This is a genomic window from Lapillicoccus sp. (genome assembly GCF_025353065.1).
Classification (GTDB): Bacteria; Actinomycetota; Actinomycetes; order Actinomycetales; family Dermatophilaceae; genus Lapillicoccus.
Map to the genome: position 1 here is coordinate 16,112 of NZ_JANXRJ010000295.1, position 22,437 is coordinate 38,548.

At 70.2% G+C, this 22,437-nt stretch carries 23 protein-coding genes and 1 pseudogene; 3 read left to right on the forward strand and 21 right to left on the reverse strand.

Translation table 11 applies throughout. The features are described from left to right. Positions 1 to 23: 23 nt before the first annotated feature. The 6 genes from Q0R63_RS21680 to Q0R63_RS21705 all read right to left on the reverse strand — a co-directional run bounded on the left by Q0R63_RS21680 (position 24) and on the right by Q0R63_RS21705 (position 4,029). Positions 24 to 986 carry a DMT family transporter gene (locus Q0R63_RS21680; RefSeq protein WP_295702065.1) on the reverse strand — a complete coding sequence of 321 codons (963 nt, stop codon included), beginning with the start codon at positions 984 to 986 and terminating at the stop codon, positions 24 to 26. Positions 987 to 996: 10 nt separating this feature from the next. Further along, a complete protein-coding gene (locus Q0R63_RS21685) occupies positions 997 to 2,058 on the reverse strand; it encodes a methionine synthase (RefSeq protein ID WP_295702066.1) in 1,062 nt (353 codons plus the stop codon). Positions 2,059 to 2,159: 101 nt separating this feature from the next. Further along, the gene (locus Q0R63_RS21690) at positions 2,160 to 2,366 is read right to left on the reverse strand and encodes a DUF2945 domain-containing protein (RefSeq protein WP_295702067.1); all 207 of its coding nucleotides are present in this window, start codon (positions 2,364 to 2,366) and stop codon (positions 2,160 to 2,162) included. 92 nt (positions 2,367 to 2,458) lie between these two features. Continuing rightward, positions 2,459 to 2,986, reverse strand: coding sequence for a 2'-5' RNA ligase family protein (locus Q0R63_RS21695; protein WP_295702068.1), 528 nt, complete (start codon positions 2,984 to 2,986; stop codon positions 2,459 to 2,461). Between the two features lie 27 nt (positions 2,987 to 3,013). Continuing rightward, a complete protein-coding gene (locus Q0R63_RS21700; RefSeq protein ID WP_295702069.1) occupies positions 3,014 to 3,343 on the reverse strand; it encodes an MmcQ/YjbR family DNA-binding protein in 330 nt (109 codons plus the stop codon). A 218-nt stretch (positions 3,344 to 3,561) separates the two neighbouring features. Beyond that, positions 3,562 to 4,029: a PPOX class F420-dependent oxidoreductase gene (locus tag Q0R63_RS21705; RefSeq protein ID WP_295702070.1), complete on the reverse strand. Its 468-nt coding sequence runs from the start codon at positions 4,027 to 4,029 to the stop codon at positions 3,562 to 3,564. Positions 4,030 to 4,047: 18 nt separating this feature from the next. Here Q0R63_RS21705 and Q0R63_RS21710 point away from each other — a divergent pair, with 18 nt between their 5' ends. Then, positions 4,048 to 4,746, forward strand: a complete 699-nt coding sequence (locus Q0R63_RS21710; protein WP_295702071.1) for a hypothetical protein — start codon at positions 4,048 to 4,050, stop codon at positions 4,744 to 4,746. Positions 4,747 to 4,893: 147 nt separating this feature from the next. Here Q0R63_RS21710 and mnmA read toward each other — a convergent pair whose 3' ends face one another. The 3 genes from mnmA to Q0R63_RS21725 all read right to left on the reverse strand — a co-directional run bounded on the left by mnmA (position 4,894) and on the right by Q0R63_RS21725 (position 8,392). Beyond that, entirely contained in the window at positions 4,894 to 5,988 is a 1,095-nt protein-coding gene (mnmA, locus tag Q0R63_RS21715) for a tRNA 2-thiouridine(34) synthase MnmA (protein WP_295702072.1), read from the reverse strand. Continuing rightward, entirely contained in the window at positions 5,988 to 7,166 is a 1,179-nt protein-coding gene (locus Q0R63_RS21720; RefSeq protein ID WP_295702073.1) for a cysteine desulfurase family protein, read from the reverse strand. The genes mnmA and Q0R63_RS21720 overlap by 1 nt, the downstream gene beginning before the upstream one ends. A 668-nt stretch (positions 7,167 to 7,834) precedes the next feature. Beyond that, complete coding sequence (locus tag Q0R63_RS21725; protein WP_295702074.1) at positions 7,835 to 8,392, reverse strand: GNAT family protein; 558 nt, start codon at positions 8,390 to 8,392, stop codon at positions 7,835 to 7,837. A 105-nt stretch (positions 8,393 to 8,497) separates the two neighbouring features. On the opposite strand from Q0R63_RS21725, the gene Q0R63_RS21730 reads away from it, so the two are divergent. Continuing rightward, positions 8,498 to 9,355 carry a class I SAM-dependent methyltransferase gene (locus Q0R63_RS21730; RefSeq protein ID WP_295702075.1) on the forward strand — a complete coding sequence of 286 codons (858 nt, stop codon included), beginning with the start codon at positions 8,498 to 8,500 and terminating at the stop codon, positions 9,353 to 9,355. A 150-nt stretch (positions 9,356 to 9,505) separates the two neighbouring features. Here the strand turns inward: Q0R63_RS21730 and Q0R63_RS21735 are convergent, their stop codons facing one another. The 7 genes from Q0R63_RS21735 to Q0R63_RS21765 form a co-directional block, all read right to left on the reverse strand. Next, positions 9,506 to 10,462 carry an electron transfer flavoprotein subunit alpha/FixB family protein gene (locus tag Q0R63_RS21735; RefSeq protein ID WP_295702076.1) on the reverse strand — a complete coding sequence of 319 codons (957 nt, stop codon included), beginning with the start codon at positions 10,460 to 10,462 and terminating at the stop codon, positions 9,506 to 9,508. A gap of 76 nt (positions 10,463 to 10,538) precedes the next feature. After that, positions 10,539 to 11,321 carry an electron transfer flavoprotein subunit beta/FixA family protein gene (locus Q0R63_RS21740; RefSeq protein ID WP_295702077.1) on the reverse strand — a complete coding sequence of 261 codons (783 nt, stop codon included), beginning with the start codon at positions 11,319 to 11,321 and terminating at the stop codon, positions 10,539 to 10,541. A gap of 147 nt (positions 11,322 to 11,468) precedes the next feature. Next, positions 11,469 to 12,887, reverse strand: coding sequence for a xylulokinase (gene xylB / locus Q0R63_RS21745; protein ID WP_295702078.1), 1,419 nt, complete (start codon positions 12,885 to 12,887; stop codon positions 11,469 to 11,471). Between the two features lie 17 nt (positions 12,888 to 12,904). Then, positions 12,905 to 14,383 (reverse strand): mannitol dehydrogenase family protein, encoded by a 1,479-nt coding sequence (locus tag Q0R63_RS21750; RefSeq protein WP_295702079.1) that lies wholly within the window; start codon positions 14,381 to 14,383, stop codon positions 12,905 to 12,907. Positions 14,384 to 14,450: 67 nt separating this feature from the next. Further along, positions 14,451 to 15,410, reverse strand: coding sequence for a carbohydrate ABC transporter permease (locus Q0R63_RS21755; RefSeq protein WP_295702080.1), 960 nt, complete (start codon positions 15,408 to 15,410; stop codon positions 14,451 to 14,453). Then, positions 15,407 to 16,354 (reverse strand): sugar ABC transporter permease, encoded by a 948-nt coding sequence (locus Q0R63_RS21760; protein WP_295702081.1) that lies wholly within the window; start codon positions 16,352 to 16,354, stop codon positions 15,407 to 15,409. Before Q0R63_RS21760 ends, Q0R63_RS21755 begins: the two co-directional genes overlap by 4 nt. A 9-nt stretch (positions 16,355 to 16,363) precedes the next feature. Continuing rightward, complete coding sequence (locus Q0R63_RS21765) at positions 16,364 to 17,716, reverse strand: sugar ABC transporter substrate-binding protein (RefSeq protein WP_295702083.1); 1,353 nt, start codon at positions 17,714 to 17,716, stop codon at positions 16,364 to 16,366. Positions 17,717 to 17,993: 277 nt separating this feature from the next. On the opposite strand from Q0R63_RS21765, the gene Q0R63_RS21770 reads away from it, so the two are divergent. Further along, positions 17,994 to 18,980, forward strand: a complete 987-nt coding sequence (locus tag Q0R63_RS21770) for a sugar-binding domain-containing protein (RefSeq protein ID WP_295702085.1) — start codon at positions 17,994 to 17,996, stop codon at positions 18,978 to 18,980. Positions 18,981 to 19,929: 949 nt separating this feature from the next. Here the strand turns inward: Q0R63_RS21770 and Q0R63_RS21775 are convergent. The 5 genes and pseudogenes from Q0R63_RS21775 to Q0R63_RS21795 all read right to left on the reverse strand — a co-directional run bounded on the left by Q0R63_RS21775 (position 19,930) and on the right by Q0R63_RS21795 (position 22,409). Next, positions 19,930 to 20,193: a type II toxin-antitoxin system RelE/ParE family toxin gene (locus Q0R63_RS21775; RefSeq protein WP_295702087.1), complete on the reverse strand. Its 264-nt coding sequence runs from the start codon at positions 20,191 to 20,193 to the stop codon at positions 19,930 to 19,932. After that, positions 20,190 to 20,453, reverse strand: coding sequence for a type II toxin-antitoxin system Phd/YefM family antitoxin (locus Q0R63_RS21780; RefSeq protein ID WP_295702089.1), 264 nt, complete (start codon positions 20,451 to 20,453; stop codon positions 20,190 to 20,192). Before Q0R63_RS21780 ends, Q0R63_RS21775 begins: the two co-directional genes overlap by 4 nt. Before the next feature lie 117 nt (positions 20,454 to 20,570). Beyond that, on the reverse strand, positions 20,571 to 21,017 hold the full coding sequence (locus Q0R63_RS21785; RefSeq protein WP_295702091.1) for a hypothetical protein: 447 nt from the start codon (positions 21,015 to 21,017) through the stop codon (positions 20,571 to 20,573). Further along, positions 21,014 to 21,792, reverse strand: a pseudogene (locus Q0R63_RS21790) (enoyl-CoA hydratase-related protein). The gene Q0R63_RS21785 and the pseudogene Q0R63_RS21790 overlap by 4 nt, the downstream one beginning before the upstream one ends. Before the next feature lie 2 nt (positions 21,793 to 21,794). Further along, on the reverse strand, positions 21,795 to 22,409 hold the full coding sequence (locus Q0R63_RS21795; protein ID WP_295702093.1) for a hypothetical protein: 615 nt from the start codon (positions 22,407 to 22,409) through the stop codon (positions 21,795 to 21,797). Positions 22,410 to 22,437 lie beyond the last annotated feature (28 nt).

A 22,437-nucleotide genomic window follows, 5' to 3' on the forward strand; every position in this document is an offset into this window, starting at 1 on the left:
TCGCCGCCTGACCCTCATCACCCTCACTGCCTGATGGTCTCGGCTGCGGCCGGCCGCGACGGCTGGCGTCGCGGCGGCATACCGATGACGACGGCCGCGGCGAGGACGATAGCGGCACCGACGACCTGCGGCCACTGGAGGCGCTCGTGGAGGAAGGTGACCCCCAGCCCCACGGCGACGACGGGGATGACGTAGGTCACCGAGGCCCCCACGGTCGGTCCGACCGCCCGGACGACGTCGAACTGCAGGGCGAAGGCGAGTCCGGTCCCGACGACGCCGAGGGCCAGGACCGCGACGACGGACGCCACCACGTGGGTGCTTCCGCCGACGGGTGACCACGGGGCCGCAAGGCCGTCGGGGTGGAGCACCCACCAGACCGTGGTCACGACGACGAGCTGGACCGACGACATCGTCAGCTGGGCCGCCGGGAGGCCGAGCCCCCCGACGTCTGCGGGACCGAGACTGCGCTTGAGGTAGGTCCAGCCCAGTCCGTAGGACGCCCCCGCGACCAGCGTCATCCCGAAACCGAACAGGTCGGGGCGGCCCGAAGTCTGCCAGGGCTGCAGGATGACGACGACCCCGACGAAGCCGATGAGCACGGACAGGATCCTTCGGGCGCCCAACCGGTCGGCGGGGATGAGCAGCATCGAGAAGACCACCGTGGCCAGGGGTGTCGTCGCGTTGCCGATGCCGGCGAGGGCGGAGGAGACGCGCTGCTCCCCCAGCGGGAAGAGGGTGAACGGCAGGGAGCACAGGCACAGGCCCGACACCGCGAGATGCAACCAGATCCGTCGCTCCCGGGGCAGCTTCGCGCCGAGGAGGGACCCGACCAGGAGCACGGTGACGGCCCCGGAGAGCACCCGGAGGGTGGCGATCTGGAGGGGTGCGAGGGACTCCAGGCCGACCTTCATCAGCAGGAAGCTCGCGCCCCAGATCAACGCCAGGGCAACGAACTTGGCCTGCCAGGGGATGCGCGGGACGGTCATCGGGGCAGGCTCAGGCGAGAGCGCGTTCGGTCAGGGCGGTGGCGGTGTCGATGCATGTCTGGGAGACGCTGCGGGCGGCCGGAAGTGTGAGGGTGCCGAGCCCGCAGGCCGGGGTGACGACGAGGTCGTCGAGACCGCGCGGGGCCAGGCCGACCCGCGACCAGGCCTCGGCGAGGGTGTCGGCGAGGTCGGTCGCGCGGGCGGTCCCGGACGTGGGGACGCACCCGGCATACAGGCGCAGGCCGTCCTCCAGAGCCAGCGCCACGCCCTCCCAGCCGCGGGGGGTGAGCAGGCTGGTGTCGGTAGAGATCCCGGCACCGGTCTGGCGCAGCAGCGGCAGGGGAAGGTCGGGTGCGCAGCAATGGATCACCGTCTCGCCCCCGCCGGCGGCGCCGACCACGGCCCGCAGCCCGGCCAGAGCCTCCTGCGGGTCGAGCGCTCGCACCCTCCCGAAGCCCGAGGCGGTCGTGACCCGGCCTTCGAGCACGGCGGGCAGGGACGGTTCGTCGATCTGCAGGACGACCTCGGCCCCGGGGACCAGCCGTCGGACGTCCTCGAGGTGCACCCGCACGCCTTCGGCGAGGGACTCGACGAGGTCGCGGCGGCCGCCCTCGTCGACGAGGACCCGGTCGCCGCGCGGCAACCAGACCCCGGCGGCGAGGGTCCACGGCCCGGCGACCTGGACCTTGAACGGACCCACCCACCCGTCGAAGGCCTCGGCGAGCTCGTCGAGGTCCTGACGGAGCAGGGACGCGGTGCGGCCGGCGTCCCGACCGGGTCGGTCGGTGAGCCGCCAGCCGGACGGTTGGAGATCGACCGGGAGCTCCACGAGGAGGCCGAGGGAGCGGCCGATGAGGTCAGCGCCGGGCCCGCGCTCGGGGAGCTCGGGGAGGTAGGGGAGACCGTGGACGTCGGGGGCGTCGCGGTCCTGGGCCCGGTCTCGGGCCTCGCTGGCCCCACGGGTGGTCGGGCGCTCGGAGGGCCCCAGCCCGCCGAGGGTGTCGCGCACCTGCCGCAGCGTCTCGCGGATGTCCGTGCCCGGCCAGGACCCGATGCCGCTCGCCGTCGTCACATTGTGACTCTAGCGGCCGTCGCGGGCTGGCCCGGGAGCGCGCGCAGAAGTGGTCACGTGATGAGAAACGCACCGGCCCTGGGCCCGGGAGCGCGTGCGCTTCACGTCCGCGTCAGGGCGGACTCCTTGTGCGCGGCTTTGGCGCCGGTCTTCTCCGACTCGACGATCCAGTAGGGGTCGTCGTCGGTGGGTGTGAAGTGCTGGCCGTCGAAGGTGAAGTCGGAGGTGTGCTTCTTGACCACCTTCCCGTGGGTCGGACCCTGAGAGGTGTTCCAGCTGACCTTGGTGCCGGTGCGAATCGTTGCCATGCCCCCTCTCATACCCACTTGTTGCGGCTGGCGACGGCGAGTCGTCCCGCGCATGGCCGAACTGCCCGGATCTCACCGCCACACGTCGAGGGTCAGAGGCGCCACTCGCGGCGGGCGACAGCGTCCCACCGCCGGGCGGAGGCCCACGTCAGGACCGCGCTCGCCTCCGGCGCCGGCTCGGACAGGCAGGCGACGACCGCGTCGCGCTGGTCCGCCGGGACGCGCATGGCGAAGGACACGTGCGGTGTCCAGCGGGCCGGCGCCGTGAGCTCGCCGTCCGGGATCTCGAGTATGCCGGCCAGCTCGCCGTGCAGGGCGAGCATCTCGGGCGAGGGACGCACGAGGCGCACCGCGGCATACGGGCCTGGACCGAAGGTCGTCACCGCACCCCACCCCGTCCGGATCGGGAGGTGCCCGCTCACGATGGCCGCGAGCTGCCGCTCCTGATCGGGAGTGATGACGGGCGAGGTGACGAGGGTGAGGTGCGGACGGTTGGACGATGACCGATGGTCGTGCAGGCTCGGCAGCCCAGCTTGCGAAAGTCGTTGCCAGACAACGCGAATCGCCTCGTCGTCAGCCCTCGCGAGGACGAGCTCGAGGGACTGCCGTGGCTGGCTCACCGCTGGCTCCGGCTCAACGCGCTCAACTCACCGCTGGGTGTCGTGGGCCTTGACCAGGCGCGGCCCGGCGATCCAGCGCCAGGCCTCGTCCACGAGCAGCTCGACGCGGTCCCAGTCGACCCCCGGACGGTCGAGCCACACCCCGATCCAGCCCCGGGCGCCGACGTAGGGCGGCAGGAAGAAGGCGGCGGGCTGGTCCTCGAGAAGGTGGCGCTGGACGCCGTCCTCGGCCGCCGCCCAGAAGGCGACCCGGTCGTCGTGATGGTGGTCGGCGAACATGAGGAACATCCTCTTCCCGCCGACGAACCAAGCGGGCTCGCCGTGGCTCAGCCGCTCCTGCGTCGAAGGAAAAGCCATACACAGCTTGCGAACCGGCCGGACGAGCTCGTGCTCACGGGTGCGGGGCGCACCGGCACCTGGCGAGTCGATCGTCCCGTGGGCGTCCATCCCTGCCGCCGTCCTCGTCGCTCCGTTACCCCTCGTGCGCTCGTCACCCTACCGCCGCCGCACCACCCGTAGTCGGGTTAGCCGTGACTGACCTCGCTGTCGCTGTCCGACCCCTTCCGTCCGGTCCGTCAGTCGTTCGGCAGCCGGGGCGGGAAGCCGCCCGTCGCGATCGGACCCCACCGCTCAGGGGTGACCCGGATGAGGCATTTGCCCTGCTCCACCATCGCCCGGCGGTAGTCGTCCCAGTCCGAGTGCTCCCCCGAGATCGAGCGGAAGTAGTCGACGAGCGGCTCGACGGCGTCAGGGAGCTCGATGACCTCGGCGCGGCCGTCGACCTGGACCCAGGCGCCGCCGAAGTCGTCCGACAGCACCAGCACGCTCGCGCGCGGATCGCGGGTCGCGTTGCGGGACTTGGCTCGTTCGGGATAGCTCGCGACGACGATCCGGCCTGCCTCGTCGACACCGGCGGTCACCGGCGAGCTCTGCGGGAACCCGTCCCGACGGAAGGTCGACAGCACCATCTGGTGGCGCGGACGGATGAAGTCGAGCATCGCCTCGCGGTCGACGGAGGTGTTCGTGGCAACGGTTCGCGGCATGCCCCCACCGTATGCCGGGTGCCTCACCGGCTGCTCGCGGGCGTCACCCCCGCGAGGGCACCCGGCGGATACGGCGGCGTGATGACGAGCGCGTGGGAGCCCGACGAGGAGGACCTCGCCTTCTGGCGGCTCTACGGCCCGTGGGAACCCCTCGATCTCGACGGCATCGCCCGGCTGCTCGCGGGGTTCGACGAGCCGTGGTGGGTGGTCGGCGGTCAGGCGATCGAAGCGTTCTCCGGCGTGCACCGCGTCCACGAGGATCTCGACATCTCGTTCTTCCCCAACGCTTTTCCGGCCTTCCGCGATCAGGTCAAGGACCGGTACCACGTGTGGTGCAACGACGGCGGCACCCTCCGGGTCGCCTCCGACACCTCGCCCGCGCCCCTCGAACCCCTCGCCCAGGTGTGGCTGCGCGAACACGCCCTGGCCCCATGGGTGCTCGACGCCATCCCGACTCCCCAGGTCGACGGCCGATGGCAGTCGCGCCGGCACGAGTGGTTCACCGCCGACCTCGACGACGTGACGTGGGTCGACGACGCCGGCGTCTGTTTCCTCGTTCCCGAGGTGGTCCTCCTCTTCAAGGCGCGTCAGCAGCGACCCAAGGACGAGCTCGACCTGCGGGCGGCCCTGCCGCGGATGTCCGCCGGGCAACGAGCAGCGTTGCGGGAGAACATCGCCCGCGCCCACCCCGGTCACGACTGGCTCGACGTCGTCTGAGCCAACCCTCGCCGCGACCCCCCACCCCACCTCCGTTCCGAACACACGTTCTGTCAAGTCTCAGGGTCTGCGGATCCCGGGAACTCGACAGAACAGGTGTTCGGAACGAGGCGGGTGGGCGGTGGTGTGCCCACGGCATACCGGCGATCAGGGCTTCGGGCGGGTGCTGAGCGCCGCGTCGGTGATCGTCGCGGAACCGACGACGCGCGTGCCGTCGTAGAGCACGACCGACTGCCCGGGGGCGACGCCACGGACCCGCTCGTCGAGGCGCACGTGCACGACCTCGCCGTCCGCCCAGGCGGTCGCGGGCACCTCCTCGCCGTGGGCGCGCACCTGCGCGCCGACGGAGATGACACCCTCGGGCGGCGGACCGCACCACCGGGCGTGCGACCCCGTGACAGCATCGACGCCGAGCAGGTCGCGGGTGCCGATGACGACGGTGTTGGTGCTGGCCTCGACCTGCAGGACGTAGCGCGGCTCGCCGTCCAGGGTGTCCTTCGCCAGGCCGAGCCCACGGCGCTGTCCGACGGTGTAGGAGTAGGCGCCGGTATGCCGCCCCACGACCGCGCCGTCGGCATCGACGATGTCGCCGGGCTGCTCTCCGAGACGCGCGGTCAGCCAGCCCTTCGTGTCACCGTCGGCGATGAAGCAGACGTCGTGGCTGTCGGGCTTGCTCGCGACGAAGAAGCCTCTGGCGCGGGCCTCCTCGCGGATCTCGGGCTTCGTCGTGTCGCCGAGTGGGAAGAACGATCGGGCCAGCTGCGCGGCGTCGAGGACGCCGAGGACGTAGGACTGGTCCTTCGCCGGGTCGACCGCCCGGTGCAGCTCACGGCGACCACCGGGGGTCTCGACGACCTGCGCGTAGTGTCCCGTCGCGACGGCGTCGAACCCGAGAGCGAGCGCCTTGTCGAGGAGCGCCGCGAACTTGATCTTCTCATTGCAGCGCAGGCAGGGGTTGGGCGTCCGCCCCGCGGCATACTCCGCGACGAAGTCGTCCACGACGTCGCGGCGGAACCGAGTGGCCATGTCCCACACGTAGAACGGGATGCCGAGCACGTCGGCGACCCGGCGCGCGTCGCCGGCGTCCTCGATGGTGCAGCACCCGCGGGCGCTCTCGCGCAGGGTCGCGGCGTTCTGGCTCAACGCCAGGTGCACGCCGACGACCTCGTGGCCGGCTTCGACCATCCGCGAGGCGGCGACGGCCGAGTCGACCCCGCCGCTCATCGCGGCGACGACGCGCATCAGCGCGACCCGGCGGCCCGGCGGGCGCGCTCGACGGCGGCGGGCAGCGCGCCGAGGAAGGCCTCGACGTCGTCGCTGGTGGACGTGTGCCCCAGCGTCACGCGGAGGGCGCCGCGAGCCCGCTGCTCGGTCAGACCCATCGCCAGCAGCACATGGCTCGGCTGCGGCACACCGGCCTGGCAGGCCGAGCCGGTCGAGCACTCGATGCCGGCCGCGTCGAGGAGGTAGAGCAGGGAGTCGCCCTCGCACCCCGGCACGATGAGGTGGGCGTTGCCCGGGAGCCGGGTGGTCGCGTCACCGGCGACCCAGGTCCCGCCCGCCTCGATGTCGTAGCCGAGCGCCATCGCCCCGGAGATGAGCCAGTCGCGCAACCCGACGAGGCGCGAGCTCTCAGAGAGCAGTTCGCGGGCCGCGGCATCGACCGCCACCGCGAAGGCCCGGATGGCGGCGACGTCGAGGGTCCCGCTGCGCACCCCCCGCTCCTGGCCACCACCGTGGCTGAGGGGGACGATCGTCGCACTTCGCTTGAGCACCAGGGCCCCCACGCCGACGGGGCCGCCGACCTTGTGACCGGTCAGCGACATCAGGTCGACGTCCGAGGACGCGACGTCGAGAGGCAGGTGCCCCAGGGCCTGCACCGCGTCGGTGTGCAGGGGGATGCCGAACTCGTGGGCGACCGCCGCCGCCGCCGCGACGTCCTGCACCGTGCCGACCTCGTTGTTGGCCCACATGAGCGACACGAGTGCCACCGAGTCGGGATCCTCCTCGACGGCCCGCTGCACGGTCTCGGGATGGACCACCCCGGACGCGTCGCAGTCCAGCCAGGTGACCTTGGCCCCCTCGTGGGCGACGAGGAAGTCGACGCAGTCGAGCACCGCATGGTGCTCGATCGCGCTGACGAGCAAGCGGACGCGCCCGGCGTCGCGTCGCGCGGCGAACGTGCCCTGGATCGCGAGGTTGTCGGACTCCGTGCCCCCCGAGGTGAAGACCACCTCGGACGGACGGCAGCCGATCGCTCCGGCGATGGACTCCCGCGACTCCTCGACCACGCGACGGGCCGCGCGTCCCGACGTGTGCAGTGACGAGGCGTTGCCGACGAGCTGCTGCTGCGCCGCCATCGCCTCGATCGCCGCGGCGCGCATGGGCGTCGTCGCCGCGTGGTCGAGGTAGTGGCGCACCCTGTAGATCTTAGACTTCGCGGCGTATGCTCGCGCCCGGCCACTCCACGAGAGGGGCCCGTCGAGCCGGGTCATCCTCGCCGGCACGAGTCCTCAGCTGGGTTGAAGAGTTCAGACGAGTCCCGTTCCGACGGTCGGTGCCGCCTTTCCGGGGTCGCTTGAACAATAGTGGGTATCTCAGACATAACTCATTGCCGTCCTCGTCGTTGGAAGGGTACGAGCGGTGAGTCCAGAGTCGGGCCCGCCTCCTTGGGCGAAGGAGCACACCATGCGATCAGTGGTTCACAACACGTGCGTCCGACACTTCGTGTCCGAACATCGACGTCGGCGTCGCCTGCGCAGCATCCGACCGACCCACGGCACCACCGGGTGCCGCGACGTGTCCCTCTACCGTCCGGCCGGGCAGCACATCGGCGCCGACTGAGGTCGGTTCTCGACCCTCGTCGATCCTCGTCGACCCCCGTCGGCCGACGTCGCCCGGTCGATCCCCCAGCCGGGGGCGGCACCCCCGCCCGCCCCCTTCCGAGGCCCCCGCCCTGACCCGCAGCCCGAGACCTCTGCTCCCCCCCATGGAGCGGACCCGGGTGGGCGGGGGCCTCATCTACCGCGATGACCAGGGACGGCGAGCCCGTGGCCCACTCGACTCGGAGTCGAGCCACTTCGCAGCCTCAGGGGCGGGGGTCGGTCACGAGCATCGCCATGTCGTGGACGTCGTACCACTCGCCGTCGCGGTGCGCGGCGTCCCGTCGGACCCCTTCGAGGACAAAACCGACCTTGGTGTAAACCGCGATCGCCGCGGCGTTGAAGGCGTTGACCTCGAGCGCGAGACGGTGCAGCCCGAGCGGTCCGAGGGCGAAGTCGCGGACGAGCCGCGTCGTCTCCGTGCCGTACCCGTGCCCGAAGACCTCGGGCCCGAGCAGCGCGATCCGGAAGGTCATCGACCCGTTGTCCTCGTCGAGGTCCATCAGGACGACTTCGCCGAGCACGACTCCGTCCTCGAGACGCACGATCGCCCAGTCGGCCCGGTCCTCCCGGCCGCGCGCCTTGGCCAGCCCGGCCCGGATCTGCTCCCGTGCGAAGTGGTGCATCGTGCCCGTCCCGGCCCGCACGTCCTCGTCGGCGAACATCGGCCACAGCCCGTCGAGGTGCTGCACCCCCATCGGCTCGAGACGCACCCGGTCGCCGCAGAGCGTGGGCTGCGCGGTGAGGAGGTTGACGTCGATCACGGGTCGAGCCCACCACCTCCGCGACCCCACGGCAAGCGACTCGCCGTGGGCCGCTGCGGGTCAAACCGCTGGCGGCACGGCCGGACAGCGCCATACCGTTCGGTCGTGACGTCCGCCGACCCCGCCGCCGACTACCTCGCCATCAACCGCGCCAACTGGGACGACCGCGCGCCGATCCACGCGGCAGCTCCGGACTACGACGTGCAGAGGTTCCTCGACGACCCCGACTTCCTGTCCGGTGTCGTCCGCTTCGACCGGCCGCGCCTCGGCGACGTCGCCGGGCTCGAGGGCGTGCACCTCCAGTGCCACATCGGGACCGACACCCTGTCCCTCTCCCGGCTCGGCGCCACCATGACCGGCCTCGACCTGTCCGGCGCCTCACTCGCCGAGGCACGCCGGATCGCAGCAGCGGTCGGAGCCGACATCGACTACGTCGAGTCCGATGTGTATGCCGCGGCCGCCGCCCTCGGCGGGCGCACCTTCGACCTCGTCTACGTCAGCCTCGGGGCCCGGTGCTGGCTCCCCTCCGTCGACCGGTGGGCCGAGGTGGTGGCCAGCGTGCTGAGGCCCGGGGGCCGGTTGTTCATCCGCGATTCCCACCCGGTGCTCGATACCCTCGACGTCGACGAGTCGTCCGGTCTGCTCACCGCCACCCACGCCTACTTCGAGACCGCCGAGCCGGTCGTCTGGGACCAGGCGAGCACCTACGTGGCCCCGGCCGACGACGAGGATCGACACATCGCGCATACGACGACGCACTCATGGGGCCACGGGCTCGGCGAGACGGTGAGCGCGCTGCTGCGGCACGGACTGCGCCTCGACCTGCTCGAGGAGCACGACAGCGTGCCGTTCTGCCCGTTCGCCGGGCGGATGACCGGTGACGACCTCGGTGAGTGGCGTCTGACCCACCACCCCGAACGCGTCCCCCTGAGCTTCTCGCTGGGCGCGACCAAGGTCAGCTGAGCCCCATGACGTCGGCGGCAACGGGCTCACCCGACATGGGGACGCTTCGCTGGAAAACCGTCCTCGCAGGGAGCGTCCCTTTATCGGGTGACCCGATAAAGGGACGGCGGGTGCGGGAACGGTCCTCGCGCGAAGCGTCCCCTTGTCGAGTCAGCCCTTGGCGGTCTTGACGGCCTCGGTGGCCTGGGGCAGGACGTTGAAGAGGTCGCCGACGACGCCGAAGTCGACGAGCTCGAAGATCGGCGCCTCCTCGTCCTTGTTGACCGCGATGATCGTCTTCGAGGTCTGCATGCCGGCGCGGTGCTGGATGGCGCCGGAGATGCCGACGGCGACATACAGCTGCGGCGAGACCTGCTTGCCGGTCTGGCCGACCTGCGAGGTGTGGGGATACCACCCGGCGTCGACCGCGGCGCGGCTCGCACCGACCGCGGCGCCGAGGCTGTCGGCGAACTCCTCGACCTTGGAGAAGTCGCCAGAGGTCCCACGGCCGCCGGAGACCACGATGGCGGCCTCGGTGAGCTCGGGCCGTCCGGACTTCGCCTTCGGGGAGCTCGCGGTGATCCGTGCCGTCTTGGCCAGGTCGGAGGCCGCGAACTCGACAGGGGTGTCCACGCTCTCGGCCGGCTGCTGCTGCGGGGGCGCGGAGTTCGGCTTGACGGTGATGATCGCGGTGCCGGTCGTGGCGGTCGCGGCGACGGTGTAGGAGCCGGCGAAGACCGACTGGGTCGTGACGATCTTGCCGTCGGCCAGCTGGACGTCGACCGCGTCGGTGATCAGCCCGGAGTCGGTCTTGACCGCGAGGCGGGCGGCGACCTCCTTGCCCTCCGGCGAGGAGGGGATGAGGACCGCCACCGGCGAGGACTGCGCGACGATCTGCGCGAGGAACTCGGCCTGGGGCACGACGAGGTAGTCCGCGAGGTCGGCCGAGTCGGAGTGGTAGATCTTCGTCGCGCCGTACTTCGCGAGCACGTCCGTCGCCTGCGCGACGTTGCTCCCGACGAACACGGCCGCCGGCTCTCCCAGTCGACGGGCGATGGTCAGCAGCTCGGCGGTCGTCTTGCGGACCCGACCGTCGATGTGTTCGACGAGGACGAGTACTTCAGCCATGGTGTCTCGATCTCCTAAATGCGGGATGTCGTGGTGCAGGTGTCGTGGGTGTCGAACCGGCCGGTGCCAGGACCGGTCAGAGGAACTTGTGCTCGCCGAGGAAGACCGCGAGCTTGGAGCCGCCATCGCCCTCGTCGGTGACGATCTGGCCCTTCTGGCGCGGCGGGCGCGCCGAGAACGACTCGACGGTCGTCCAGGCCGCGGTAAGGCCGACGAGCTCCGCGTCGACGCCGAGGTCGGCGAGCGTCCACGTGTCGACCGGCTTCTTCTTCGCCGCCATGATCCCCTTGAACGAGGGGTAGCGCGGCTCGTTGATCTGGTCGGTCACCGACACCAGCGCGGGCAACGTGGCCTCGATGGTCTGCGAGGCGAGGTCACCGTCACGGCGAACCGACACCTTGCCGTCGGCGACGGTGAGCTCCGAGGCGTAGGTCACCGCGGGCAGGCCGAGGCGCTCGGCGAGCATCGTCGGGACGACACCCATCGTGCCGTCGGTCGACGCCATACCGGTGAGCACGAGGTCGGGCTGGGGGTCGAGCTTCTGGATCGCTTTGGCGAGGACGAGCGAGGTGGCGATCGCGTCGGAACCGTGGATGGCCGCGTCGTTGACGTGGACGGCCCTGTGTGCGCCCATCTGCAGCGCCTTCTTGAGGGCGTCGGCGGCGCGGTCGGGGCCGATGGTGAGGATGGTGACCTCACCGTCGTTGGCCTCGGCGATCTTGAGCGCCTCCTCGACGGCATACTCGTCGAGCTCGGACAGCAGACCGTCGACGCCGGCGCGGTCGGTGGTGTTGTCGACGCTGAAGGTGCGGTCGGCCTGGGCGTCCGGCACGTACTTGACGCAGACGACGATGTTCATGGTGGAACGTCCTCTTCCGGTTGCTCGGAGGCGCCCCAGTGGTCGGTGCACCCCGTCGTGGTGATGAGTCTCGTGAACACCTCATCCTCTCAGCCGTGGGGCGGTTTCCCTACAGACAGACCGCGTGACGCGCGTGACACTGCGGGCTCAGAGGCCGTGGACCGTGTGCCGCAGCCGCCCGTATGCCGCCCTCACGTCGGCGGCCCAGTCGCCCTCCGAGTCGGGCAGCGCGGTCGAACGCAACGCCCACACCGGGGGGTCGGGCGCCTCACCGCGCGACGCCGCCAGAGCCCAGGCGGCCTGGCGGGCCGCGCCGAGCGCGACGTACTCCCCTGGGTCGGGCACCTCGATAGGCGCCCCGAAGATGCCGGTCGCGACGGCCTGGACCGCGGTCGACCGTGCAGCGCCCCCGATGAGGAGGATGCGAGCAACGGGAACCCCGTTGTCCCGCAACGCATCCAAGCCATCAGCGAGCCCGCAGAGCATCCCTTCGACGGCGGCGCGGGCGAGGTTCTTCGGCGTCATGTTGGCCCGGGTCATGCCCCCGAGCGTCCCTGTCGCCGAGGGGAGGTCGGGGGTGCGCTCACCGTCGAGGTAAGGCAGCAGGGACAGCCCCCCGGCACCCGGGGCGGCAGCCAGGGCAAGTCGTTCGAGGCCGGCCAGGTCGGTGCCCACCATGACGGCGACCGAGGTGAGGACACGGGCGGCGTTGAGTGTGCAGACGAGCGGGAGGAAGCGGCCGGTGGCGTCGGCAAAACCTGCGACCAGTCCGCTCGGGTCAGCCGTCGAGGACTCCGAGACCCCGAAGACGGTGCCGCTGGTGCCGAGCGAAACGACGATGTCACCGGGGCCGAGGCTGAGCCCGAGGGCGGCGCCCATGTTGTCGCCGGTGCCGGCGCCCACGAGCAGTCCGCCGGCCGTGGTGCCGGCGGCCTCGGCCGGGCCGAGCACGTCGGGCAGGTCGGGCACGTGCCCGAGTCCGAGCTCGAGCAGGTCTGTGCGGTAACGCTCCTCGTGCGGTGACCAGTAGCCCGTACCCGACGCGTCACCCCGGTCGGTCACGAGTCGGACGCCGGCGAGGTCGCCGCCGCCGACGATCTTGGCGGTCAGCCAGTCGTGCGGCAGCAGGACGGTCCGCACCCGAGCGGCGGCCTCGGGCTCGTGCTCGGCCAGCCAGCGCAGCTTGGTGACCGTGATGCTGGCGATCGGCACGGTGCCGGTGGCGTCGGCCCAGACCTGCCCACCACCGAGCTCGGTGATGAGCTGCGTTGCGGCACCTGCTGATCGGGTGTCGTTCCAGAGCACGGCCGGGCGGATGACCTCGCGCGCCTCGTCGAGGACGACCATGCCGTGCTGCTGCCCGGCGACCGCGATCGCGGAGACCCCGTCGAGCAGTCCGCCGGCCGTCGCCTCCTCGTACGCGCGCCACCAGAGCGAGGGGTCGACCTCCGTCGCGTCGGGGTGGGCCGCCCGCTGCTCGCGCAGGACCTCCCCGGTCGCGGCGTCGCAGACGATGACCTTGGTGGACTGTGTCGACGAGTCGACTCCGGCAACGAGGGTGGGCACGGCTCGATCCTGCCGTGTCACGCCCCGTCGCGCAGCCGCTCGAGGGTCGCACGCGCGCCGATCTCGTGCAGAGAGGTCAGCGACCGCGTGTAGACGTCCGTGAAGGCCTCGTGCTGCGCGAGGTCGCCGAACAGCTGCTCGTCCTCGACGAACGCCAGCGGGTCGTCCTTCTGCCGCGCCGCGGCGGCCATCACCCGCTCCTTGAGCTGGTCGACCACCTCGATGGGCTCACCCTGCTCGTCGACCCCCTCGGCATACCGGGCCCAGGCGGCGACGACGAGCGCCGACCGCGTGACCTCTCCCCCGTGCTCGAGGTTGGCGCGGATGACCGGCACGAGCCACTTGGGGATGCGGTCGGAGCTCTCTGCGCAGAGACGGGCCAGGGTGTCGCGGACCTCGGGGTTGGCGAACCGCTCGATGAGCTGGTGCTTGTATGCCGTGAGGTCGACGCCCGGGACCTCGTGCAACGTCGGGGTCGCCTCGTCGTCCATGTAGGCGAGCAGGAACTGGGTGAACAGCGGGTCCTGGCAGACCTCGTGGGCGTAGCGGTAGCCGCTGAGGTAGCCCAGGTAGGAGAGGGCCTGGTGGCTGGCGTTGAGGAGCCGCAGCTTCATCAGCTCGTAGGGCTCGACGTCGGGCACGAGCTGCACGCCGACGTCCTCGAACGGCGGCCGGCCGGCGGGGAAGGCGTCCTCGAGGCACCACTGGGTGAAGGGCTCGCAGACGACCGGCCAGCTGTCCTGGACGTCGAACTCGGCGGACAGCGCGGCGATGTCCTCGGCCGCCGTCACCGGGGTGATCCGGTCGACCATGCAGTTGGGGAACGAGACCGTGGCGGCGATCCATCCGCCGAGCTCGGGGTCCTTGAGGTGCGCGAAGGCGGTGATCATCTTCTTCGCGACCTCGCCGTTGCCGGGGATGTTGTCGCAGGACATCACCGTGAAGGCCGGAGTGCCCGCCTCACGACGACGCCGCAGCGCTTCGGTGATGTAGCCGAACGGCGTCGAGGGCGTCGCGCCCACGACGAGGTCGGGGGCGATGCTCGCCGCCGAGGCGTCGAACTCGCCGGTCGACGGGTGGAAGAGGTAGCCCCCCTCCGTGATCGTGAGCGAGACGATCCGGGTGCGCGGGTCGGTCAGGGCCCCGAGGACCTTCTCCGGGTCGTCGGCCGCCAGAAGGACCTCGCAGATCGAGCCGATCACGCGTGGCTCGCGACGTCCGTCCGGGTGCTTGACCACCAGGGTGTAGAGCCCCCCCTGCGGCCCCAGGGCGTCCCGCATCCGCGCGTCCTGGGGCAGCGTCCCCACACCGACGATGCCCCAGTCCATCGCCTTGCCCTCGTTCATCAGGGCGTCGAGATACATCGCCTGGTGCGCGCGGTGGAACCCGCCGACACCGAAGTGGACGATGCCGGGAGTGACCTTCGAGCGGTCATAGCTAGGCCGGGCAACCGCCTCCGGAAGAGACGCGAGGGTGTCGGGGCGCACGTGCGGCATACCTCATCCTTCTCCCCGGCGATCGGCCGGATCAAGCTGGTGGCGTTGGTTGCTGAGGGCTTCCGGCTCAGCGGACGGCCCCCATCGACAACCCTTGGACGAGCTTGTCCTGGGCCGCGAAGCCAGCGATGAGCACCGGCAGGGACACCACGAGCGAGGCTGCGCAGACCTTGGCGAGGAAGAGGCCCTGGCTCGTGACGAAGCCGGTCAGGAAGACGGGCGCGGTCTCCGCGATGGTACCGGTGAGCACGCGCGCGAAGAGCAGCTCGTTCCAACTGAAGATGAAGCAGATCAGGGCGGCAGCCGCGATGCCCGGCGTGACCACCGGCGCGATGATCTTGCGCATCGTCGTGATCACTCCGGCGCCGTCGATCTGCGCGGCCTCCAGCATCTCGACGGGGACCTCGGAGAGGAAGGACCGCAGCATCCACACGGCGATCGGGAGGTTCATCACGGTGTAGAAGACGACGAGAAGCCAGATGTTGTCGAGGAGGTTCACCTGCTGGGCGAAGAGGTAGATCGGCAGCAGGCCGGCGACGACCGGCAGGAACTTCGTCGAGAGGAAGAAGAACAGCACGTCGGTCCACTTGCGCACCGGCCGGATCGACAGCGCGTATGCCGCGGGGAAGGCGAGCAGGATCACGAAGGCCGTCGAGAAGAGGCTGGCGGTCGCCGAGTTGATCAGGGGTGGCAGTGGGCCGGCACTGAAGAACGCCTGGTAGCCGTCGAGGCTCAGGGGGGCGAAGAGCTTCGGCGGGTTCGAGGCGGCGTCGACCTCCCTGTGGAAGGAGGTGAGGACCATCCACAGGACCGGGGAGACGAAGAGGAGGCCGATGACCCAGGCGAGCAGACCGAGGAGCTTGGCGCTCCACGGCTGCCTGCGGTGCACGATCTTGATCGAGGACCGCGGAGGTCGGGTCGCGGGGGCCGGACGGCCGTCCGTGCCCGACGTGCCCGACGTGCCCGACGTGCCCGACGTGCTCGGGGTCCGCGGCATACCGGACGTGCTGGCGGTGTCGGCGCTCATCGCGACTCCTCCTTGAAGAGGCTGAAGACCGTCCGCAGGGCGATGGTCGCGACGATCATCGTCAGGACCACGACGATGACGCCGGCCGCGGAGGCCAGCCCGTAGTCGTGGGCGGTGTAGAAGGTCTGGTAGATGTAGTACGGCAGGTTGGCCGTGCCGAGGCCGCCCGAGGTGATGGTGAAGACGTGGTCGAAGTTCTGGACCACGTAGATCGTGCCCAGCAGGCCCGCCAGCTCGATGTAGGGACGCAGGTGCGGCAGGGTCATCTTCGTGAAGATCTGCCACGCGTTGGCACCGTCGATCTTGGCGGCCTCCACCACGTCGAGCGGTCGGCTCTGCAGCCCGGCCAGCAGGATGAGCATCATGAACGGCGTCCACTGCCAGACGATCGCGAACATCACGGCGAAGAACGGAAACCGCCCGATCCAGTCCACCTGGGGTGCGTTGTCGCCGAACACCCCCTTGAGGAGTCCGTCGAACAGGCCGTACTCGGGGTTGTAGAGCGCGTGCTTCCACAGCAGCGCGGCGGCGACCGGCACGATGAGGAACGGAGTGATCATCATCGTGCGGACCACGCTGCGTCCGAGGAACTTCCGGTCGAGCAGCAGCGCGATCGCGAGGCCGAGCAGCAGGGACACCACGACGACCGAGAGGGTCAGCCCGACGGTGACCACGATCGCGTGGCGGGCGTCCGGGTCCGAGAGCACCGTCGTGAAGTTGTCGATGCCCGCGAACCGGCGCTGGTCGGGGTAGTACGCGTTCCACTTGACGAACGACGTCACGATGGTCACGACGAAGGGGAGCTGCGTGACGATGACGACGAGGATCAGGGCCGGCAGGAGCGGTGTCCGCCGCGCCCAGTCGCCCGAGCGCTGCAGGCGTCGGCCGGTCGTCGCCCGCGGTCTCGGGGCTTCCTTCGTGGGGGCCGTCTTCGTGGCTGACATGATGTCAGGTCACTTCTTGTAGTTCTTGGCCACGGCCTCGGCGAGCGTCTGCCCTTGGTTGAGGGCGTCGTCGACGGTGCCCTGACCGGCGATGGCCGCGCTGACGTACTGGCTCACCTTGGTGCCGAGGTTGGGGAACTCGGGGATGTCGACGAACTGGATGCCGGGCGCGGGACGCGGCTGCACACCGGGGTCGGTCGGCTTGGCCGACTCGATGGCGGACTTGGTCTGGGGGCCGAACGCCTCGGCGCTCTTGATGTAGTCGGCGTTGCTGTAGGTGGAGGAGCGCTTGCCGGCGGGCACGCGGGACCAGCCGAGCTGCTTGCCCACGAGGGCCTCGTAGTCCTTGCCGGACGCCCACGAGATGAACTTCCAGGCGGCGTCCTTCTTCGTGCTCTTCTGCTCGGCCGCCCAGGCCCAGGTGTAGAGCCAGCCGGAGGAGTCGGTCTTGACGACCGGTGCCGGCGCGTAGCCCATCTTGCCCTTGACCGGGGAGTCGGACGCCTCGAGCGAGCCGGCGGCCGAGGTGGCGTCGTACCACATCGCCGTCTTGCCCTGCGTCATGTTGTTGAGGCACTCGGTGAAGCCGGCCTGGGAGGCGCCGGTCTCGCCGTGCGCCTTGACGAGGTCGACGTAGAAGTTGGTCGCCTCCTTGAACTCGGTCGCGTTGACCTTGGCGTTCCAGTCCTTGTCGAACCAGGTGCCGCCGAAGGTGTTGACCACTGTCGTGAGCGGGGCGAACAGCTGCCCCCAACCGGGTTGTCCACGCAGGCAGATCCCCCGCATACCCTTCGGGTCGTCGATCTTGGCCGCGATGTCCGCGACCTGCTGCCACGTCGGCTTGTCCGGCATGGTGACGCTCTTGGCCGCGAGGACGTCCTTGCGGTACATGAGGAACGAGGACTCCCCGTAGAACGGTTCGCCGTAGACCTTCCCGTCGACGGACAGGGCGCTCGTCATCGGCTTGAGGATGTCGCCCTGGTCGAAGGCGGTGTCGGACTGGGTGTAGGACGTGAGGTCGGCGACCCACTTGTTCTTGGCGTAGATCGGGATCTCGAAGTTCGACAGGGTCGCGACGTCGTACTGGCCCGCCTGGCTGGAGAACTCCTGGCTCGTCTTGTCGCGCAGGTCGTTCTCGGGCAGCACGGTGAAGTTGACCGTGATCCCGGTCTGCTTCGTGAAGTTGTCTGCCGTGAGCTTCTGCAGGTCGACCATCTGCGGGTTGTTGACCATCAGCACGCTGATCGAGCTCGCGGATCCGCCGCCGCTGCTCCCTCCACCTCCGGCGCCGGAACAGGCCGAGAGTCCGGCCCCCAGCGCCAGGACACCCACGACCACCGGGGTCAACTTCATCCGCGACATGAATTCTCCTCGTTGAGTTACGTCGATGGCGTCGCCGACGCCTATGCTCATATGAGCAGCAAGTTGCTCATATGCTCAGGCAGGAGTTAAACGCCGTCCGCGGCCCGTGTCAAGAGGTCGACGGGGCCGAGGCGGTCGCTGGTGCTGGGGTTGCCCAGAACCGACACCGAACCGTGACCCGGACGGGTAGCCTGCGGCACGAGCCGGCCCGGCAACGGTGACGGCTCACCTACCGGTCCCCCACCACCGACGCCCCGAGGCAAGGAGTGCACTCACCGTGGAGACGCGCGAATTCTTCGGTGGCCCGGCCCAGCTCGTGCTCACCGCCACCGTCGCGCGCAGGTACTACATCGATGCGCGCTCCAAGGTCGAGATCGCGGACGAGCTGGGGATCAGCCGGTTCAAGGTGGCTCGCCTCCTCGAGCAGGCGCTGTCCAGCGGGCTCGTCCGGATCGAGATCGGACACCCCGGGAGCATCGACGTCGACCTCTCGAGCCGGCTGCGCAGCCACCTCGGGCTCCACACGGCGATCGTCGTCGACACGGCCGAGGAGGACCCGACCGTCCTGCGCGAGCTGCTGGGCAAAGCTGCCGGCGACCTGCTCGGCGAGACGGTGACCTGCGACGACGTGCTCGGGCTGGCGTGGGCGCGGGCGGTCGCCAGCACGGTCGCGATGATCACCTCGATGCCTGCCGTGCCGGTCGTCCAGCTCACCGGATCCCTGCCACGCGAGGACCTCGCGATGACCTCGATCGAGATCGTCCGTGACATCGCCCGCCACACCGGCGCCGCGGTCTTCTTCTTCTACGCGCCGTTCCTGCTGCCCGACACCGCGACCGCCGCGACCCTGCGCAAGCAGCCCGACATCGCCCGGGCGATGGCGCGGTTCGCCTCGGTCACCAAGGCGGTCGTCGGTCTCGGCGCCTGGCGGGAGGGGCAGAGCACGATCTACGACGCGATGTCGCCCGCCGAACGCGGCCGGCTCGACGACGCCGGCGTGGTGGCAGACGTCTCCGGCGTCTTCCTCGACGCGGACGGCGTCGTCGTCGGCCGGCACGAGACCGCCCGGATGATCTGCATGGACGCCGACCAGCTCGCCCGTGTCCCCGAGGTGATCGCCCTCCCCTACGGCGCCGCCAAGGCACCCGCCGTGCTGGCCGCCGTCCGGAGCGGCCTCGTGACGACGCTCGTCACGCATACCGAGATGGCGGAGGCCCTGCTCGCCGGACCGGCGCCGCCACAGCGCGACCGGGGCCACGCCTGAGGCACCCTTACGACGAGCCTCAGGCGCACGTCGGCAGTGGCGTCCGGCAGGGTCGGGAGTCCACCCTTCGCGGCGGTCGCTGGCCTGCTCGACGTGGTCATGGAGCGCTCGGAGGCCACGCCACTTCATCGAGGCCGTCCGGCAGGCTGGCGGGGAGCGGTTGTCCTGGTGGGCAATTGGCGCCGTGGTCGGAACCAGCGGGGAGTCCGCCCGCCACGGCACTTCGACACGGTCGCCTGACACTCCCGGACGCGGGGCTCGGTCGGACCATCAAGTCCGCCAGATGCGGAGCTTGGTCGCGAAGTAGCCGGGTCACCATTCGCAGCTCTGGGACAGCATCAGCCGCGGCAGAGGAGTCTGGACTCATCCGGACATGATTGTCGACACGCGCAGCAAGCCACCACTCGATTTCGTCGCTCGCACATGCCGCGAAAAGCCCGCACGCAGAGAGATCGGTCTCGACAACGGTTCACCCACCACAGCGTCAGTTGACCCGCCTCGAGCGAAGGGGCCAACCAGACTCGACCCCTGAGGGGAACATCGACGCATCGCCCGTCGTCGCCCCCGTCTGACCCATGTGGTCGTCGGAGCGATCATTTCGCTCCCTGCGCCATACCCGGGCTGTTCTTCGTCATGCTCCTCGGACTCTCGTCCAACCCCTGCGTGCAGATCGGTGACCCAGTCGAGCGACGGCATCCCGAAACCGACAGAGTAGCTCCTGGTGTCGACCCGAGACAGCGACGCGTCCACTGGAACCGTGGACTCTGAGGACGTGTACGCCGCCATGACTCACGGATTCCATTGCTCCACGTGGAGTCGGGTGCACGTGTTTTGGAGGGGACTCAAGAACGACCCCACGGTCCATCACCGGGAGAACCGTGAGCGCGCGCCGCGCCCCACAAGCGGCGAGAAGAGGCGCTTCACGCAATGCGGCAGGACTGGTCGTTCGTCAGCGGCGCTCGTAGGTGTCGCGGCGGTGGCCGACGGCGACCACCAGGACGAGGAGGACGTCGTCGTGGACCTCATAGACGATTCGGTAGTCGCCGGTGCGGACCCGCCACTCGCCCTCGCCACCGACCAGTTTCTTGGCCCCGCTCGGCCGTGGCTGATCGGCGAGGAGCTCAATTGCTGCTTGGACGCGCCGACGGGCGGGCGGGTCGAGTTTGCGCAGCTGACGCAGCGCCGCCAGCGCGATCTCGACCCGGTAGGTCATGCCAGTCCGAGGTCGACCTTGACCTGATCCCATGGGATCGTCGCCTCACCGCTGGCGATCTCGGCCCGGGCGGCCCTGGTGGCTTCGATGTCGGCCAGGTCCTCGGCGGAGGCGATCAGACGGTCGAGGTCGTCGGCGTCGATCACCGCGGCCACCCGCTGCCCCCGACGGGTCAGGTACACCGGGTCATGCCCCACACGAGCTGCATCCACAACACCGGCCAACCGGGCGCGCGCATCGCTGACAGTAATCTCACTCATGGTCCGATGATATCGCTGGCAGCGCTGTTATGTACATCTACGTCAATTCGGCGTTGAGCCTCCGTCCGATACTCGCAACGTCGGGCCACGGCGTGTCCGTCGGGCGTCGTGGCGGCATCAAGCGCCCGACCGTGGGTCAACACCTGAGCCGAAGGGTCGTACGGTCTCGAGGACGTGGAACGCGGGCACCTCGTAGGGGTGGGCCTCCAGCAGCGCCGCCACGACCTCGTCGCGCAGGCGTCTCGGCAGGACGAGCTCCACCCGGTGCTCCAGCACGTGTTCGAGCTCCCCGAGGTGCCCGATCACCGGGCTGGCGTCGCGGACCGGGCGGAACTGTCCGGTGCCCTCGCTGACGAAGCACGCCTCCTCGTAGTCACTGATCCGTCCCGCGCCGGCCGCGAAGACCGCCTCGAGCACCTCCCGGGTCGACTCCCGCGGCGTGAAGAAGACGAGGACGTCCAGCGGCTCAGGCCCGACAGCGTCCTGGACGTCGTCGGCATCCGGTCCGCTCAGGGCGTCGACCTGGATGTCGGCGACGCCGAAAGCGTCGCTGTCGTCGCTCACTTGCCCTCGAAGACCGCCTTGCCCGGCCCCTGCTCGACGAACGAGGTCATCCCGGCCGCACGGTCACGCGTCGCGAACAGACCGGCGAAGAGCATCCGCTCGATCTCGAGACCGGTGTCGAGGTCGGCCTCGAGCCCGCGGTCGATGGCCTCCTTGGCGGCGCGGAGGGCGTAGGCCGGGCCGTCGACGAAGCGGCCCATCCACTCCCTCGCCGCGGTGTAGACGTCGCCCGCGGGGACCACCTTGTCGACGAGACCGATCGCGAGCGCCTCGTCAGCCGCGACGAAGCGACCGGAGAAGATAATCTCCTTGGCTTTCGCCGGTCCGACGAGGCGCGAGAGCCGTTGTGTCCCACCGGCCCCCGGGATGATGCCCAGGAGGATCTCCGGCTGCCCGAGCTTGGCGTTCTCGCCGGCGATCCGGAAGTCGCACGCGAGCGCGAGCTCGCAGCCACCTCCGAGGGCATAGCCCGTGACGGCAGCGACGGTCGGCTTGGGGATCCGCGCGACGGCGGTCAACGAGCTCTGCAGGGCCGCGCCCCGGTCGACCATGTCGGTGTAGGATATGGCCTGCATCTCCTTGATGTCCGCACCGGCAGCGAAGACCTTCTCGCCGCCGTAGACGATGACGGCCGAGACGTCGTCGCGGGCGGATGCCTCGGCGGCGGCCGCCCGGATCTCCTCCTCACCTGCACCGACAGCGGGTTCATCGGTGGCCGGTCGAGCCGGATGGTGCCGATGCCGCCCTCGACCTCGAGACTCACGAAGTCAGCCATGATCAGACCTCGTCGCTCGGGCGGTGGCGGGGTTGGTAGTCGTCTCCCGGCGACGACGACAACGGGCCCTCGGTGCCGTCGGTGCCCCCGACACCCTCGGCCCCGCCGCTCCCGTTGGTGCCGGGGTCGCCGGGGCTGCCTGCGTTGCCGGCCTGCTCGGCCAGCTGCTGCTGCTCCTCGGGCGAGAGGAACGAGGTGTGCCACATCTGCACGACCTCCATGATGATGTTCACGGTGATCTGGATGAGCATGGGGATGTCGCCGCCCATCGGGACGACGTGCTCGCCGCTGACGATGAGGTTGTCGTTCGCGATGCCGACCTTGACCAGGTTGAGCTGCAGCGAGAAGTCGTTGCAGCGCTGGAGGCGGAGCAGCGGGTCGGGCGGCACCCGGTCGCTGATCATCCACTGCCCGAAGATCCGCATGATCGGGAAGTCGCCGTCCTGGCAGCGGACGAACAGCTGCTGCGCCGGCTCGCCGACCGTGAAGGCGACGTCGCCGTCGGCATCGATGTTGGGGTCCAGTCCCAGGTCCTTGAGGGCGTCCAGGACACGCCCGCGCAAGGGGTGCTCGTCCGCCGGCGGCGGGAAGTTGGGAAGGCTCGTGGGATCGCTCATGGGGCCACCGTAACGGCCCCTTACGCTT

Excerpts from the sequence above, each read along its gene's own strand:
- Q0R63_RS21680 (WP_295702065.1), bottom strand. The coding sequence starts at position 986 with ATGACCGTCCCGCGCATCCCCTGGCAGGCCAAGTTCGTTGCCCTGGCG.
- Q0R63_RS21690 (WP_295702067.1), bottom strand. The coding sequence starts at position 2,366 with ATGGCAACGATTCGCACCGGCACCAAGGTCAGCTGGAACACCTCTCAG.
- Q0R63_RS21700 (WP_295702069.1), bottom strand. The coding sequence starts at position 3,343 with ATGGCTTTTCCTTCGACGCAGGAGCGGCTGAGCCACGGCGAGCCCGCT.
- Q0R63_RS21705 (WP_295702070.1), bottom strand. The coding sequence starts at position 4,029 with ATGCCGCGAACCGTTGCCACGAACACCTCCGTCGACCGCGAGGCGATG.
- mnmA (WP_295702072.1), bottom strand. The coding sequence starts at position 5,988 with ATGCGCGTCGTCGCCGCGATGAGCGGCGGGGTCGACTCGGCCGTCGCC.
- Q0R63_RS21735 (WP_295702076.1), bottom strand. The coding sequence starts at position 10,462 with ATGGCTGAAGTACTCGTCCTCGTCGAACACATCGACGGTCGGGTCCGC.
- Q0R63_RS21740 (WP_295702077.1), bottom strand. The coding sequence starts at position 11,321 with ATGAACATCGTCGTCTGCGTCAAGTACGTGCCGGACGCCCAGGCCGAC.
- Q0R63_RS21750 (WP_295702079.1), bottom strand. The coding sequence starts at position 14,383 with ATGCCGCACGTGCGCCCCGACACCCTCGCGTCTCTTCCGGAGGCGGTT.
- Q0R63_RS21755 (WP_295702080.1), bottom strand. The coding sequence starts at position 15,410 with ATGAGCGCCGACACCGCCAGCACGTCCGGTATGCCGCGGACCCCGAGC.
- Q0R63_RS21760 (WP_295702081.1), bottom strand. The coding sequence starts at position 16,354 with ATGTCAGCCACGAAGACGGCCCCCACGAAGGAAGCCCCGAGACCGCGG.
- Q0R63_RS21765 (WP_295702083.1), bottom strand. The coding sequence starts at position 17,716 with ATGTCGCGGATGAAGTTGACCCCGGTGGTCGTGGGTGTCCTGGCGCTG.
- Q0R63_RS21775 (WP_295702087.1), bottom strand. The coding sequence starts at position 20,193 with ATGACCTACCGGGTCGAGATCGCGCTGGCGGCGCTGCGTCAGCTGCGC.
- Q0R63_RS21780 (WP_295702089.1), bottom strand. The coding sequence starts at position 20,453 with ATGAGTGAGATTACTGTCAGCGATGCGCGCGCCCGGTTGGCCGGTGTT.
- Q0R63_RS21795 (WP_295702093.1), bottom strand. The coding sequence starts at position 22,409 with ATGAGCGATCCCACGAGCCTTCCCAACTTCCCGCCGCCGGCGGACGAG.